At 72.0% G+C, this 15274-nt stretch carries 12 protein-coding genes and 1 pseudogene; 9 read left to right on the top strand and 4 right to left on the bottom strand.

Annotated elements, in window-relative coordinates; all coding sequences use genetic code 11:
• Positions 1-21: 21 nt before the first annotated feature.
• The 3 genes from O7603_RS00630 to O7603_RS00620 are packed head-to-tail and all read right to left on the bottom strand — an operon-like array spanning position 22 to position 3663.
• The gene (locus O7603_RS00630; protein ID WP_281573695.1) at positions 22-1092 is read right to left on the bottom strand and encodes an ABC transporter permease; all 1071 of its coding nucleotides are present in this window, start codon (positions 1090-1092) and stop codon (positions 22-24) included.
• The gene (locus tag O7603_RS00625) at positions 1082-2143 is read right to left on the bottom strand and encodes an ABC transporter permease (RefSeq protein ID WP_281573694.1); all 1062 of its coding nucleotides are present in this window, start codon (positions 2141-2143) and stop codon (positions 1082-1084) included. Before O7603_RS00625 ends, O7603_RS00630 begins: the two co-directional genes overlap by 11 nt.
• On the bottom strand, positions 2140-3663 hold the full coding sequence (locus O7603_RS00620) for a sugar ABC transporter ATP-binding protein (RefSeq protein ID WP_281573693.1): 1524 nt from the start codon (positions 3661-3663) through the stop codon (positions 2140-2142). The genes O7603_RS00625 and O7603_RS00620 overlap by 4 nt, the downstream gene beginning before the upstream one ends.
• A 314-nt stretch (positions 3664-3977) precedes the next feature.
• Here O7603_RS00620 and O7603_RS00615 point away from each other — a divergent pair, with 314 nt between their 5' ends.
• From O7603_RS00615 to O7603_RS00590, 6 genes and pseudogenes are all read left to right on the top strand, one after another.
• Positions 3978-5009: a LacI family DNA-binding transcriptional regulator gene (locus O7603_RS00615; protein WP_281573692.1), complete on the top strand. Its 1032-nt coding sequence runs from the start codon at positions 3978-3980 to the stop codon at positions 5007-5009.
• 75 nt (positions 5010-5084) lie between these two features.
• Positions 5085-5546: a DUF5709 domain-containing protein gene (locus O7603_RS00610; protein ID WP_281573691.1), complete on the top strand. Its 462-nt coding sequence runs from the start codon at positions 5085-5087 to the stop codon at positions 5544-5546.
• Between the two features lie 144 nt (positions 5547-5690).
• Positions 5691-6628 (top strand): annotated as a pseudogene (gene bla, locus O7603_RS00605) (class A beta-lactamase).
• A gap of 140 nt (positions 6629-6768) precedes the next feature.
• Entirely contained in the window at positions 6769-8328 is a 1560-nt protein-coding gene (locus O7603_RS00600) for an alkaline phosphatase D family protein (protein WP_281573690.1), read from the top strand.
• 138 nt (positions 8329-8466) lie between these two features.
• Positions 8467-9072: a TetR/AcrR family transcriptional regulator gene (locus tag O7603_RS00595; protein ID WP_281573689.1), complete on the top strand. Its 606-nt coding sequence runs from the start codon at positions 8467-8469 to the stop codon at positions 9070-9072.
• A gap of 125 nt (positions 9073-9197) precedes the next feature.
• A complete protein-coding gene (locus O7603_RS00590; RefSeq protein ID WP_281573688.1) occupies positions 9198-9782 on the top strand; it encodes a dihydrofolate reductase family protein in 585 nt (194 codons plus the stop codon).
• Positions 9783-9865: 83 nt separating this feature from the next.
• Here the strand turns inward: O7603_RS00590 and O7603_RS00585 are convergent, their stop codons facing one another.
• Complete coding sequence (locus O7603_RS00585) at positions 9866-11464, bottom strand: DHA2 family efflux MFS transporter permease subunit (protein WP_281573687.1); 1599 nt, start codon at positions 11462-11464, stop codon at positions 9866-9868.
• A 447-nt stretch (positions 11465-11911) separates the two neighbouring features.
• Between O7603_RS00585 and O7603_RS00580 the strand changes: the two genes are divergently transcribed.
• The 3 genes from O7603_RS00580 to O7603_RS00570 are packed head-to-tail and all read left to right on the top strand — an operon-like array spanning position 11912 to position 15155.
• Entirely contained in the window at positions 11912-12877 is a 966-nt protein-coding gene (locus O7603_RS00580) for a sugar ABC transporter permease (RefSeq protein ID WP_281573686.1), read from the top strand.
• A complete protein-coding gene (locus O7603_RS00575; protein WP_281573685.1) occupies positions 12874-13719 on the top strand; it encodes a carbohydrate ABC transporter permease in 846 nt (281 codons plus the stop codon). The genes O7603_RS00580 and O7603_RS00575 overlap by 4 nt, the downstream gene beginning before the upstream one ends.
• Positions 13720-13748: 29 nt before the next feature.
• Positions 13749-15155 (top strand): ABC transporter substrate-binding protein, encoded by a 1407-nt coding sequence (locus O7603_RS00570; RefSeq protein WP_281573684.1) that lies wholly within the window; start codon positions 13749-13751, stop codon positions 15153-15155.
• The last annotated feature ends 119 nt before the right edge of the window (positions 15156-15274 follow it).

Here is a 15274-nt window from a genome sequence, read left to right as displayed (position 1 = left end):
CGGAGGTCGGTGGTGGGGGAATCAGGGCGCGACGGGGTTCGCGCGCTGTCGTCGGCGGTGCAGCCGGGCGCGGACGTCCGCGACGGCGTTGGGAAGCACGACGGATGCGATGAGCAGGGTGCCGGTGACGATCGTCAGCGCGTTGGCGTCGACGTCGGCGAGTTGCAGGGCGTTGCGCAACACGCCGAGGAGCAGGACTCCCGCGACCACGCCGAGCAGCCCGCCCCGGCCGCCGAAGATCGAGACGCCGCCGAGCAGCACGGCGGTCACCACGGTGAGTTCGAGACCGGTGGCGTTGTCGCCGCGGGCGCTGGCGTAGCGCAGCGTCCAGAAGACGCCGACCAGCCCGCAGACCGCGCCGGAGACCACGAACAGCCAGAACTTCGTCCGGGCCACCGACACTCCGGCGAACGTGGCGGCCTGGTCGTTGTTGCCCGTGGCGTACAGCGCCCGGCCGGCCGAGGTGGCGTGCAGCACGACACCGAAGACCAGCGCGAGCAGCAGCACCGGGACGACCACGGCGGGGACGGACGTGCCCGGGATGTTCCGCATCGCGGCGGCGGTCCAGCTGGCCGGGAAGTCCGCCACCGCCTGGTCGCCGAGCACGACGAACGACAGGCCCCGGTAGAGGGCGAGCGTGCCGATGGTCACCGCCAGCGAGGGCAGGCCGAAGCCGGTGACGAACAGCCCGTTCAGCGCGCCGAGCACGCCGCCGAGCAGCACCACGAGGACGCAGATCAGCTCGAGGGACAGTCCACTGGAGAGCCAGAGCTGACCCATCAGGGTGCTGCACAGGCCGACCATGCTGGCCACCGACAGGTCGATCTCGCCGGTGATGACGATCAGCGTCATCGGCAGCGCGATGAGCGCCAGCGGCACCAGGTCGAGCAGCAGGAACTGGGTGTTGCGGCCGGTGGCGAAGTTCTCCACGGTCAGGCCGGCGAGCAGCACCGCCACGGCGAGCGCGGCGACGACCGCCGCGTCCCAGGAGCCGAGCAGCCCGCGCAGCGTGGCGAGGCCGCCCGGTCCCCGCCCGGCGTCGGCCTCGGCGCCCACGCTCGGCGGCGCCGCGTACAGGCTGTCATGCGCCATGCGCGCTTCTCCCTCTGAGCCGGGCCGCCATCCGCAGGGCCAGGAACCGGTCCAGGCCGATGGCGGCGAGGATGAGCGCGCCGACCACGGCCTGCTGCCAGAACGGGTCGATGCGCAGGACCGCGAGCGAACTGCCGATCGTGGTTAGCAGCACGGCGCCGAGCGCCGCGCCGTAGGCGCTGCCGCTGCCACCGAAGATGGCCACCCCGCCGACCACGGCGGCGGCGACGACCTGGAGCTCCAGCCCGGTGCCGGCGGCGGCGTCGAGGGTGCCGAACCGGGCCGCGTACAGCACGCCGGCGAGGCCCGCGAGGGCGCCGTTGGCGACGAACACGGCGAACACCCGCCGGCCCACCGGGATGCCGGAGAGCCGCGCGGCGGCCGGTTCGGAGCCGATCGCGTACAGCTCCCGGCCGCTGCGGTAGGACCGCAGGTAGAACCCGACGACGGCGACGACGACCACCGCGACGAGGAACAGCACGGGCACGCCGAGCACCGTCTGGTTGCCCAGCCGCAGGAACGACCGGGGCATGTCGGCGGCGTTGATCTGGCGCCCGGACGCCCAGTAGTAGTCGACGCCACGGAACGCGTAGAGGGTGCCCAGCGTAATGACGAGGGCCGGCACCCGGGCCACCGCGATCAGACCGCCGTTGAGCGCGCCGCACAACGCCCCCAGCGCGACGCCGACCAGGAGCGCGACGGGCCACGGAGTGCCGGGCGCGCCGAGGAACAGCGAGCCGGTGGCGAACGCGACCAGGCCCAGGATCGAGCCGACGGACAGGTCGACGTTGCGGGTGATGACGACCAGGGTCTGGCCGACCGCCAGGATCACCAGGATCGCGCAGCCCAACAGCAGGTCCTTCACGCTCTGGCCGCTGAGGAAGCGGTCGTTGCGCACCGTGGTGATCAGGACGAGGACGGCGAGGGCGATCAGCAGGCTCAGCTCGCGTACGGCGAACAGCCGCTCGGCGAGGCCCCGGCGGCGTGGGTCCGGCTCGGCGCGGGTGTCGGCGGTGGCCCGCTCGGGGGCGCCGGCATCGGTGCGGCTCACGCGGTCGCTCCTTGCCCGGTGGCGGCGAACATCACGGAGGTCTCGTCCGCCTCGGCGCGGGGCAGCTCGCGGACCAGCCGCCCCTCGTGCATGACCAGGACCCGGTCGGCCGTGCCGAGCACCTCGGGCAGTTCGCTGCTGATCATCAGGACGGCGAGTCCCTCGCCGGCCAGTTCGGACAGCAGCCGGTGCACCTCGGACTTGGTGCCGACGTCGATGCCCCGGGTGGGCTCGTCGATGATCAGGATCCGCGGCTCGGTGGCGAGCCACTTGGCGAGCACGACCTTCTGCTGGTTGCCGCCGGAGAGAGTGGCAACCGGCGCGGAGAGCCGGGCGGCCTTCACCTGGAGCCGCCGGGTCCAGCGCCTGGCCTCCGCGCGCTCCGCGCCGCCGAGCAGGAGGCCCAGCCGGCTCAGGGCGCGGCGGCGGGCCAGGGTGGCGTTGCGCTCCACCGACAGCTCCATGACCAGGCCCTGTTGGCGCCGGTCCTCGGGGACCAGGGCCAGGCCGGCGGCGATGGCCCGGCCCGGGTTCCCGGGCGGAAGGGCGCGACCGGCCACCCGTACCTCGCCGGCGTCGTACCGGTCGACGCCGAAGACGGCGCGGGCGACCTCGCTGCGGCCGGCGCCCACGAGTCCGGCCAGCGCGACGATCTCGCCGCCGCGAACGGAGAAGGACACGTTGGAGAAGACACCCGCCCGGGTCAGGCCGCGGACCTCGAGCAGCGTGTCGCGCAGCGGGGCGTCCCGCTTGGGATACAGCGACGAGACGTCCCGGCCGACCATGCGCCGCACCACCTCGTCGACGGTGAGGTCGGCGGCCCGGTCGCTGGAGACCCAGGCTCCGTCACGCAGCACGGTGACCCGCTGGCACAGGTCGAACACCTCGTCGAAGCGGTGCGAGATGAACAGCACCGCGGCGCCGCGCTCGCAGAGCGAGCGGGCCACCCCGAAGAGCCGCTCGACCTCGACGCCGGAGAGCGCGGCGGTCGGCTCGTCCATGACGAGGACCCGGGCGTCGAAGGAGATCGCCTTGGCGATCTCGACGAGCTGCTGGTCGGCGATGGAGAGCCCGCGGGCGGGCCGGGTCGGGTCGATCCGGACGCCGAGCCGCTCGAACAGCCGCCCCGCGTCGCGGTTCATCGCCGCGGCGTCGATGCGGCGCAGCCCGCGCAGCGGCTGCCGGCCGATGAAGATGTTCTCCGCCACCGACAGGTCCGGGAACAGCGTCGGTTCCTGGTAGATGACCGCGATCCCGGCGGCGAGCGCGTCCGCGGGGCCGCGCAGGTGCAGCGGCCGCCCGTCGAGGGTCATCGCGCCGGAGTCCGGCGCGTGCGCGCCGGCCAGAACCTTCACCAGGGTGGACTTGCCCGCCCCGTTCTCTCCGACCACGGCGTGGGCCTCACCGGGGTGCAGCGCCAGGTGCACCCCGCGCAGCGCGGCGACGGCCCCGAAGGACTTCGTGACGCCGTCCAGTACCAGCAGCGGAGCGCCATCGACGCCCGGTGCGTCGGGGGTCATCCGATCCCCTCCTGAATCGTTTCATCTGTTGTGCATGGACCGTAGGGCTGGCGTTCGGGAGCGTCAAGAGTTTCCATGCGATTTCTCCCCTGTTGCCGAAGCCGGGTTCGCCACCCGAGGCGCGGTCTGGGAACAGCGGCACCGGGGCGCGCCGGCACGAACGGCCCGGCTGGATGAAACGTTTTAGGAGCTATACACTGCCGGTCTACCCGGCGGGGACCGCCCGAGCGACGTGTCCGGCGGCCCGGGGACCACCGCGAGGCGCCGCACCGGACCGCGGGCCGCACACCACCGCACGGATCGTCGAGGGAGTCATGGCAGCCGCGAACATCAAGGAGGTGGCCCGGCACGCCGGCGTTTCCCTCGGCACGGTGAGCAACGTGCTCAACCGACCCGACACGGTCGCCCCCGCCACCCGGCAACGGGTGCTCGCCGCCATCACCGAACTCGGCTACGTCCGCAACGACTCCGCCCGCCAACTGCGGGCCGGCCACAGCCGCACCGTCGCCATCGTCGTCCTGGACGTGGCGAACCCGTTCTTCACCGACGTGGTGCGCGGCGCCGAGCGGGTGGTCGAGGAGGCCGGCGCCATGCTCGTCGTCTGCAACAGCGGCGAGGACAGCGCCCGCGAGCGGCGCCACCTGGAGCTGCTGGAGGAGCAGCGGGTCCGCGGGGTGCTCATCACGCCGGTCGGCCACGGCCCTCAGCCCAACCTGGAACGGCTCATCGACCGCGGCATTCCGGTGGTGCTGGTCGACCGGGGCTCGGGGCGGGCCAGCCGCTGCTCGGTGGCGGTCGACGACGTGCTCGGCGGCCGGCTGGCCATGGACCACCTGCTGGACCAGGGCCACCGCCGCATCGCGTACGTCGGCGGCCCGTTCTCGATCGCCCAGGTCGCCGAGCGGCACGCCGGCGCCGCCGCCGCTCTCGAGGAGCGCGGCGCCGACGCCGAGCTGCAGGTGTCGGCGACGTCCAGCCTGACGGTCGCCGCCGGCCGGCGCGCCGCCGAGGAGCTGCTGGCCCTGCCCGCCCGGCAGCGCCCCACCGCCGTCTTCTGCGCCAACGACCTGATCGCGCTCGGCGTGCTCCAGGAGGTGACCGCGCGCGGCCTGCGGGTGCCCGCCGACGTGGCCATCGTCGGGTACGACGACATCGAGTTCGCCGACGCGGCGGCGGTGCCGCTGTCATCGATACGTCAGCCCCGCGAGCAGCTCGGCCGCACCGCGGCGCAGCTCCTGCTCGAGGAGGCGGAGTCCGGGGAGACCCACCGGCACCGGCACGTGGTCTTCCAGCCGGAGCTGGTCGTCCGCCGCTCCAGCGACCAGCCTCGCCGCCCCCGCCGCTGACCCCACCCCCGGCTCCCCACTCGACCGTCCTAGGCTGGGCACCACCTGCTGAATCTCGAACGAGGAGAGAACGCCGTGAGCCAGACCGACAGCACGGACCGCGTCGAGGAGTGGAACGTGGCCGAGGACGACGGCGTCCTGGACGCCTCGGACACCCTCGACGACGATCGCGTCGGCGACCCCCTCGACACGGGCATCATCGCCGAGGACCACTGGTCGGGCGCGAACCGGTACGGGACGACGCCCGCCGAGGAGCGGGCGGGTGAGTCCCTCGACCAACTGCTGGCCCAGGAGGAACCGGACATCGATCCGTACGCCGCGACCACCGACGACGAGGACGAGCTGACCCGGCGGGGGTACGAGCGGGAGCCGCGCGCCGGCCGCCTCGTCGCCTACGACGAGGGCCTCGGCGAGGACGAGGAGGCCGATTCGGTGGCGTGGGACGCGGGGATCGACGCCGGCGCCGCGAGCGCCGAGGAGGCCGCGATCCACCTGGTCGACGACCCCGACGGCCCGGGCGACGGCCCGCTGCGCTGAGCGGGACCCGCCCGCGTCGTGTCCGGTCGACCTGCCCCGGATCCGGGGCAGGTCGACAGCGTCATCAGGGTGGAGCCGGGCACCGGATCGACGCCCGTTGAGCCGGTGCCCGGCTCGCCGCCCGGCCGGACGGAGGAGAACGCCATGTGGTCATCGCACGCGCGACGGGTCGTCGTCGGGGCACTCGTGGTGGTCTCGCTCACTCCGACCGCGGCCTGCGACGCCGCGGCCCCCTCCCCCACGACGCCGACCGGTGCCGCGACCACGCCCGGCCCGGGCGACACCGCCGGCGACACCCGCCGGGCCGAGCAGGAGTTCCGCCGACTCGAGGCCGCGTCCGACGTACGGCTGGGGGTGCACGCGGTCGACACCGGGACCGGCCGGAGCGTGCGGTACCGGGCCGACGAGCGGTTCGCCTACGCCTCCACGTTCAAGGCGTTGGCCGCCGCGGCGCTGCTCGACCGCACCTCGACCGCCGACCTCGACCGCGTCGTCCGCTACCCGCGGGCCGACCTGGTGGCGCACTCCCCCGTCACCGAACGACACGTGGCCACGGGGATGCCCCTGCGCGACGTGGCCGAGGCCGCGGTCCGGTACAGCGACAACACCGCCGCCAACCTGATCCTGCGCCGCCTCGGCGGGCCGCGCGGCTTCGAGGAGGCGCTCCGCAGCCTCGGCGACACGACCACCGAGGCGGCCCGCTACGAGACCTCCCTCAACGAGGCCCGGCCCGGCGACGAGCGGGACACCACCACGCCGCGCGCCTTCGCGGGCAACCTGCGCGCGTACGCCGTGGACACCGCGCTGTCCCGGGAGGACCGGGACGTCCTCAACGGTTGGTTGCGGGGCAACACCACGGGTGACGGCCTCATCCGGGCCGGCGTCCCGAACGGCTGGGTGGTCGGCGACAGACCGGCTCCGGCGGCTACGGCACGCGCAACGACATCGCCGTCCTCTGGCCGCCGGACGGCGCCCCGATCGTGCTGGTCGTGATGTCGAGCCGAGACACGAAGGACGCGACGTACGACGACGCGCTCATCGCGCAGGCGACCCGCGTCGTCGTCGACGCGCTGCGTCCCTGACTCTGGGCCCACGAGCGATCCACCACCGTCGACTGCTGTGCCCAGGATGGCCGCCGGTCGGCAACGACAGGGAAACCTGATCCTCACCGGTGCTGCCGAGGATCGAGTTGATCTTCCCCTCTGTCGTAAGGAGATCCTCGATGCAGCAGTTCGATCGACGCTCGTTCCTCGGTCTGGCCGGGGCGGCCGGCGCCGGGCTCGCGGCGGCGGTGGCCGGCTGGTCCGCCGCTCCGGCCCTGGCGACCGGCCGGCTCCCGGACAACCCCTTCACCCTGGGCGTCGCGTCCGGCGACCCGCTGCCCGACGGTGTGGTCCTCTGGACCCGTCTCGCCCCGGAGCCGGTGGCGGCCGACGGTCTCGGCGGGATGCCGCAGCGCGTGGTGCCGGTCCGGTGGGAGATCGCCGAGGACGCCGGCTTCCGACGCGTCGTCCGCCGGGGGGTGGAGCTGGCCACCCCGGAGCTCGGACACTCGGTGCACGCGGAGGTGCACTGGCTGCGCCCCGACCGGGAGTACTTCTACCGGTTCCGGACCGGCACCGAGATCAGCCCGGTCGGCCGCACCCGCACCGCCCCGGCCTACTGGGACCTGCCGCGGAGCCTCGCCTTCGCGTTCGTCTCCTGCCAGAACTACCCGGCTGGCCACTTCACCCCGTACCGGCACATGCTCGACGAGGACCTCGACCTGGTCGTCCACCTCGGCGACTACATCTACGAGGGGCCGTCGGCCGGCACGATCGGCCGGGCGCACCTGCCCGCCGCGGAGATCTTCTCCCTCGCCGACTACCGGGTCCGACACGCCCAGTACAAGACCGACCCCGACCTGCAGGCCGCGCACGGCCGGTTCGCCTGGGCGGTCACCTGGGACGACCACGAGGTCGAGAACAACTACGCCGACGAGAACTCCGAGGACGCCGCCCAGTCGCCGGAGAGCTTCCTGCAGCGACGGGCCGCCGCCTACCAGGCGTACTACGAGCACCTGCCGCTGCGGCGCAGCGCGCTGCCGCGCGGCGCCGACATGCGGCTGTACCGGCGGCTGCGCTACGGCCGGCTCGCCGAGTTCAACATCCTCGACGGTCGCCAGTACCGCGACGACCAGGTCCCGCCCGGCTCGCCGGAGGCCGACGACCCGACGCGCTCGATGCTCGGCGCGGAGCAGGAGAAGTGGCTGCTCGACGGCCTGGCCGCGTCGCGCGCGAACTGGAACATCCTGGCCCAGCAGACGGTGATGGCCAAGGCCGACCGCGACCCCGGGCCGGGCGAGAACCTGTCGGACGACAACTGGAACGGCTACGAGCCGGCCCGGCAGCGGATCTTCGACGCGGTCGCCCGCCGGAACGTCGACAACATGGTGGTCGTCACCGGCGACGCGCACTGCAGCATGGTCGCCGACCTCAAGCAGAACTTCGACGACCAGAGCTCGCGCACCGTGGGGACGGAGTTCCTCGGCACCTCGATCAGCTCCGGGGCCGACGGCGCCGACATGGACGCGCGCGGCCAGGAGTGGCTCGCCTCGAACCCGCACATGAGGTACTACAACCAGCGGCGCGGATACGTGCGCTGCACGGTCGGACGCGACGAGTGGCGCAGCGACTACCGCGTCGTCCCGTACGTCACGACCCCCGGGGCGCCGGTGAGCACGCACGCCAGCTTCGTCGTCGAGAACGGCCGCCCCGGCGTCCAGACCGACACGCTCTCCTGACCCGCACCCTCGACGGCGCCGCCGGCCCTGGTCCCCGGGCCGGCGGCGCCGCGCCACCTCGTGCCGCGCCCGACCCGCCCGGGCTCGCCGCGGAAGCCGCTAGAATTGGACTGGGCGGTCCAGAAAAGGAGCGGTGGCATGGCGGCGACCTTCACCCGGAAGGGCAGCACTACCCGGCAGCGGATCATCGAGGGCGCGGCCGCGGAGATCCGGGAGCGGGGCATCGCGGTGTTCCGACTCGACGACGTGCTGGCCCGGACGAGGACCAGCAAGAGTCAGCTCTTCCACTACTTCCCGGGCGGCAAGGAGGAGCTGCTGCTCGAGGTGGCCCGGCTCGAGGCCGACCGGGTGCTGACCGACCAGCAGCCGATGCTCGGCGACCTCACCTCCTGGCCGGCGTGGCAGGCCTGGCGCGACCGGGTCGTGGCCCGGTACCTGGCCCAGGGCCAGGAGTGCCCCCTCCAGACGCTGCTCTCCCAGCTCGGCGGCCGCACGCCCGGCGCGCAGGCGGTGGTCACCGAGCTGATGCGACAGTGGCAAGCAGAGATCACGGCCGGCATCCGGCACATGCAGGACGCCGGCGAGATGGTGGCCGGGGTGGACGCCGAACGCGCGGCCGGCGCGCTGCTCGCCGGCATTCAGGGCGGCGTGCTGATGATGCTCTCGACCGGGCGCATCACCCATCTCGAGGACGCCATGGACGTGGCCATCGAGAACCTCCGCGCCGACTCCTCACGTTCGTAGCGCGCTAGCGGACGCCGTCGTCGACGCCGAACGGAATCGAGGGCGCCAGCCATCGATCGAGCGGTACGGTGTCCACCGGTGACGGCCGGGTGCCGTGCGGCGCCCACTCTCGGCGAGGAGCTGTGATGGCGCGGATACTGCTCGATGTCACGATGTCGCTCGACGGCTTCATGGCCGGACCGGACGTGAGCGTCGAGAATCCGATGGGCACGGGCGGCCTCCGGCTGCACGAGTGGATCTTCAACGCCGCGGCCAGTCCGGTGGACGCCCGGATCTCGGGCGAGATGTTCGAGACGACCGGTGCGGTTGTCCTCGGGCGCCGTACCTTCGACGTCGGCATCGGCGTGTGGAACGACACCCCGTTCCCGGCACCCTGTTTCGTCCTCACCCACGATCCGCTCGCCGACCGGGTCGAGAAGAGCGGCACCTTCGCCTTCGTCACCGACGTCCGGACGGCCTTCGACCGGTCGACCGCCGCGGCCGGGCGCAGGGACGTCCGGCTGATGGGCGCGGAGGTCGGGCAGCAGTTCCTCGCGGCGGGCCTGGTGGACGAGATCCGCGTGCAGATCGCGCCGCTGCTGCTCGGCCGCGGCCGACGACTCTTCGCCGAGCTGGACGAGCACGTCGAGTTGGAACGGCTCTCGGTGGAGGGCTCGCCGTACGCCTCCCACCTGCGCTTCCGTGTCCGGCGCGAGGCCGTCGCACCCTGAGCCGGAGCCGCGGCCCGACCCGGAACAGGCAGCCGGCCCCGTCGGGCACGCACGTGCGTGCCTGGCGGGGCCGGCTGCGATGCTCAGTGGATGACGACCGGGGCCTTCGCCTCCCCCGGCTGCTCACCGTCGAGCAGGTGCGACGGCTCGCGCCGGCGCGGCAGGAAGGCGGCCGGGATGAGCGTGAGCGCCACGAGCGCGAACGCGACCCAGAACGTGCTGGCGAACGAACTCGCCGCGAAATCGAGCCCGCGGTCGATGATCGACGGGTCGACCGGGATCTGCTGGGTCAGTTCCGGCCGCTGCTGGCTGGCGATGGCCAGGCCGGCCTCGGTGAGCGGCTTGCCGTTCGGGTCCGTCACGCCGGGGATCACCCGCGAGCCGTTCAGCTCGTTGGTGAGGATCACCGACATCACGGCCGCGCCGACCGAGCCACCGATCTGCTGGAGGATGTTGACCAGCGTCGAGCCGCGAGCCACCTCCTGCGCGTTCAGGGTCTTCAGCGCCGAGGTCATGATCGGCATCATCGTGCCGCCCATGCCGAGCCCCATGACGAACAGCGACCCGCAGAGCAGCACGTACGACGTGTCGGCGTCGAGCTGCGTGAAGGTGAAGAACCCGAGGATGATCAGCGCCAGCGAGAACGGGACCGTGCGGCCGACGGGCACCCGGTCGGCCAGCGTGCCGGCGATCGGCATCGTGATCATCGCGCCGATGCCCTGCGGCGCCATCAGCAGGCCGGCGGCCAGCGTCGACTCGCCGCGCACCTGGAGGAAGTAGCTCGGGAAGAGCAGGCCGGCGCCCATGAACGCGATGATGAACACGAACAGGGTCACCGACGCGACGGTCAGGTTGCGGTTGGTGAAGAGCCGCAGGTCGAGCAGCGGGTGGCGGGGCTTGAAGGAGTAGCGGACGAACGCCACCACCAGCGCGGCGCCGACCAGCATGGGCGCGAGGACCTTCGCGTCGGCGAACGTGCCGGCCTCGGGCAACGAGGAGACGCCGTAGAGGAACAGGGCGAGGCCGGGCGACAGCATCAGCATGCCGAGGAAGTCGAACGACTCCGACGGCTCCGGATTGTCCTTCGGCAGGGCCATCTGCGCGTAGAGGAGGGCGATCACACCGATCGGCAGGTTGATCAGGAAGATCCAGTGCCAGCTCGCGGTGTCGATCAGCCAGCCGCCGAGGATCGGGCCGCCGATCGGGCCGAGCAGCATCGGGATGCCGAGGACGGCCATCAGCCGGCCGATCCGGTGCGGCCCGGCCGCCCGCGTCATGATCGTCATGCCGATCGGCATGAGCATGCCGCCGCCGAGGCCCTGCAGCACGCGGTAGGCGATGAGCTGCCCGATCGTGTCGGCGGTGGCGCAGAGGCCGGACCCGATCGTGAAGAGCGCGAGTGCCACCATGTAGAGCCGCTTGGTGCCGAACCGGTCGGCGGCCCACCCGCTGAGCGGGATCACCGTGGCCAGCGCGAGCGTGTAGGCCGTCATCGTCCACGCGACCCGCGCGTAGGACGCGTCGAACTCGGCCTGGAACGTGGGCAGCGCGACGCTGACCACCGTCACGTCGAGGATCGACATGATCGCGCCGAGCACGACGACGCCTGCCACCTTGAGAACCGCGGCGTCGAGCTTGTCCGATGTCGCGACAGGCGGCGCCACGACAGGTTGCTGTGTCACAAAATCTCCTGAAGTCGGTCTTGGCCGGCGGGCGTGAGCGATGGTGGCGGTGCCGCACCGGCCGAGGGCGGCGCGACGTGCGGAGGGGTGACGCTCGCAGGCAGACTAGCGGCGACGACCGACGCTCCGCCCCGGAATTAGGCCCGCCGCGCGGCCGCCGAGACGTTCGTCACGCGCCAGCCATCCCGTCGATGGCGGAGCTGTCCCCGCCCGCCGGCGGGGCGGCCGCACCGCCCCGCTCGACCGGCCGTACCGATGGACCCGGAGATCGATACGTACAGTTACTTCGCAGCGGGCCCATAGCCACGATTAGTCGCGTTTTGTCGATGAAGCCCTGTGCAATGCTAACGCTGCGTAGTGCAATGTCATTGCCGCGACAACCATCGGTCACCTGATCGACGGCCCGACCACCCCGACCGGTCGCGCGAGCTGTACAGGCTGCCCGATGTGACAGCTCCGACTCTGCTCGCGACCGGGCCGTCCACCGCCGGCCGCACCGACAGGCCACCCGGGCGGATCCGTGTCGGGACCACCCCGGCCCGGGTCCGGGAGGCGGCACTCGGCCTGCTCTTCGCCCTCCCCGGCCTGGCCGGGCTCGGTGTCTTCGTGGTCTTCCCGCTGTTCCAGGCGGTCTACCTGGCCACCCGGGGCAACGACATCCTCGGGAACCCGACCCGCTCGGTCGGCCTGCAGCACTTCCACGAACTGCTCACGCCGGCCTTCGGCACCGTGCTCTGGCAGACGCTGGTCTTCACCGTCCTGGTCGTGGCGCCCGGGGTGCTGCTGCCCCTCGCGCTCGCGGCCCCGATGACCCAGCGGCTTCCCGGGATGCGGATCTTCCGGACCGCCTTCGCCCTACCGTTCGCCTATTCGGTCTCGGCCGCCGCCGTGGTGTGGCTGACCATGCTGAACCCGGGGGTCTCCCCGGTGAACTGGGTGCTCGGGCTGGTCGGGCTGCCCGCGCCGAACTGGACCACCGAACCGGGCTGGGCGATGGCCACAGTCGTCGGGGTGACGGTGTGGATGGTCTCCGGCTTCAACCTGCTGGTGCTCGCCGCCGGCCTGGCCGGTGTCGACGAGGAGGTGCTGGAGGCGGCCCGGATGGACGGCGCCACCGGCCCCCGGCAGTTCGTCAGCATCGTGCTGCCGATGATCTCGCCGAGCCTCTTCTTCGCCGTGGTGACCACCACGCTCGCGGCGCTCCAGGCGCTCGGCCAGGTGCAGATCATGACCGACGGCGGGCCGAACGGACACACCCGCACGCTGGTCTATTCGATCTTCGACAACGCGTTCCACAACAACAACAGCAACTTCGGGCTGGCCAGCGCGCAGGGGCTGGTGCTCCTGGTGATCGGCGTGCTGATCGCCGTGGTCCAGTTCGGCGTCCTGGAGAGGCGGGTGCACTACCGGTGAGCAGAAGCGTGAACCGTCCGGGTCCCGTGCCGACCGTCCTCACCTATCTCTGGCTCGGCGTCGCCGCGCTGGTGCTGCTCTTCCCGGTGCTGCTCACCGTGCTGGGCGGGTTCCTGCCCTCCACCGCGCTGCTGCACCAGCCGCCGCAGCTCTTCGGCGGACACTGGACGCTGGAGAACTACCGTGCCGCCTGGCGGCAGCCGGTGGTGCCGCTCGCCCCGGCCTTCGTGAACTCCCTCTTCGTCGGGCTGAGCATCATGCTCGCGCAGGTGGTCACCTCGTGCCTGGCCGCCTACGCGCTGGTCTTCCTGCGCAGCCCGCTGCGGCGGCCGATCTTCTGGCTGTTCCTGGCCACGATCATGGTGCCCTACGAGTCGATCGTGGTGCCGAACGCGCTGTTCATCCGGTCGCTCGGCATCAACGACAACCGGCTCAGCCTGATCCTGCCCTTCCTGGCCAGCGGCTTCGGCGTGTTCATGCTGCGCCAGGCGTTCGCCCAGTTCCCGCGGGAGCTGCGCGAGGCGGCCGTCATCGACGGGTGCGGCCACCTGCGGTTCCTCGTCACCATCCTGCTGCCGGCGAGCCGGCCGGCGCTGATCGGCATCGCCGTCTGGTCGTTTCTGCAGGGCTGGAACATGTACTTCTGGCCCTTGATCATCTCGTCCAGCAACAACTCCCTGAACACTCTTCAGACCGCGGTCTTCGCCCTCAAGGACAACGAGGGCGGCAGTCCCGCCGTGCTCCTGGCCGGCATCACCATCACGCTGGTGCCGACGCTGCTGCTGGTCGTCTTCGGCCAGCGCTGGCTCGTCCGGGGCTTCACGGCCGGCGCGGTCAAGTAACCACCTCACCCCAGTAGTAGGAGGAAACAGTGCGTACCACTCTGCGCCGGGTGGCGGTCGGGCTCTCGCTCGCCGCGCTCACGGCCACCGCCGCCGCCTGCGGTTCGGCCACGGCGAACACCAGCGACGGGGCTTCCGGCACGGACGCGCCGGCGGCCAGCGCGCTGGACGGCAAGGGCGAGGTGTCCATCGACTTCTGGCACGCGATGAGCGGCAAGAACGGCGAGGCGCTGCAGCAGCTCGCGGACCAGTTCAACGCCAAGAACAAGGGTCGCGCCAAGGTCAACCTGCAGTTCAAGAACACGTACGACGACACCCTGTCGGCGTACAAGGCGGCGCTCAACAGCGGGCAGGCGCCGGCCGTTGTCCAGGTCTACGACATCGGCACCCGGTTCATGATCGACTCGAAGTCGACGGTGCCGGTCCAGTCGTTCGTGGACGTCGACAAGACCGACACCTCGGACATCCAGCCGAACATCGCCGGGTACTACTCCGTCGACAGCAAGCTCTACTCGATGCCGTTCAACACCTCGATGCCGCTGCTCTACCTCAACAAGACGGCGTTCACGCAGGCCGGCCTGGACCCGGCGAACCCGCCGAAGACGCTCGACGAGATCACCGAGGCGGCCCGCAAGCTGACCGTCAAGGACGCCAGCGGCCGGGTCACCCGGTACGGCTTCGGGGCCGCGCTCTACGGCTGGTTCCTGGAGCAGTGGACCGCCGCCGGCAACCAGGAGTACTGCGACCAGGGCAACGGCCGCGACAGCCGCGGCACCGGCGTGAAGCTCGCCACCGACGACCACGTCAAGCTGCTGACGTGGTGGAAGAAGATGGTGAACGAGGGCCTGGCGCCGAAGCTGGACAGCAACACCACCACGGCCGACAACGCGTTCACCGCCGGCACGGTGGCGATGACGCTGGAGTCCACCGGCTCGCTCGGCGGCTTCCTCAAGAGCACCGAGGGCAAGTTCGAGATCGGCACCGGCAACTACCCGAAGGTCAACGCCACCGACTCCGGGGGCCCGATCATCGGCGGCGCGTCCCTCTGGGTGGTCGGCAAGGGCAAGGACGACGCCCACAAGCGCGCCGCGTGGGAGTTCGTCAAGTTCCTGTCCGACAAGGACTCGCAGGCCACCTGGCACACCTCGACCGGCTACTTCCCGATCAGCAAGGGCGCCCTGGAGACCGACGTGGACAAGCAGTGGGTGGCGCAGCGGCCGCAGTTCCAGACCGCGATCACCCAGCTGCAGAACACGCCGCTGACCAAGGCCACCCAGGGCTGCCTGCTCGGCGCGATGCCGCAGGCCCGCAAGGCCGCCGAGCAGGCCATGCAGGCCGCGGTGCTCAGCGGGACCGACCCGCGGGCCGCGCTGCAGGAGCAGGAGCAGGCGCTGGCCGGCCCCATCAAGGACTACAACCAGTCCGTGGCCGGCTGACCGCCCCGCACGGACCTCGTCGGCCCGCTCCCGCCGATCCCGTCGGGAGCGGGCCGGTCGACGCCGGCCGATCGGCACCCACCCGGTGTCCGGTCGGCCGGCGCTCCGCGGTCGTGGCC

It is taken from the genome of Micromonospora sp. WMMD812 (genome assembly GCF_027497215.1).
Classification (GTDB): Bacteria; Actinomycetota; Actinomycetes; order Mycobacteriales; family Micromonosporaceae; genus Micromonospora.
The sequence above is the reverse complement of the archived record's forward strand: the minus strand, read 5'-3'. Positions and strand labels throughout refer to the sequence as shown.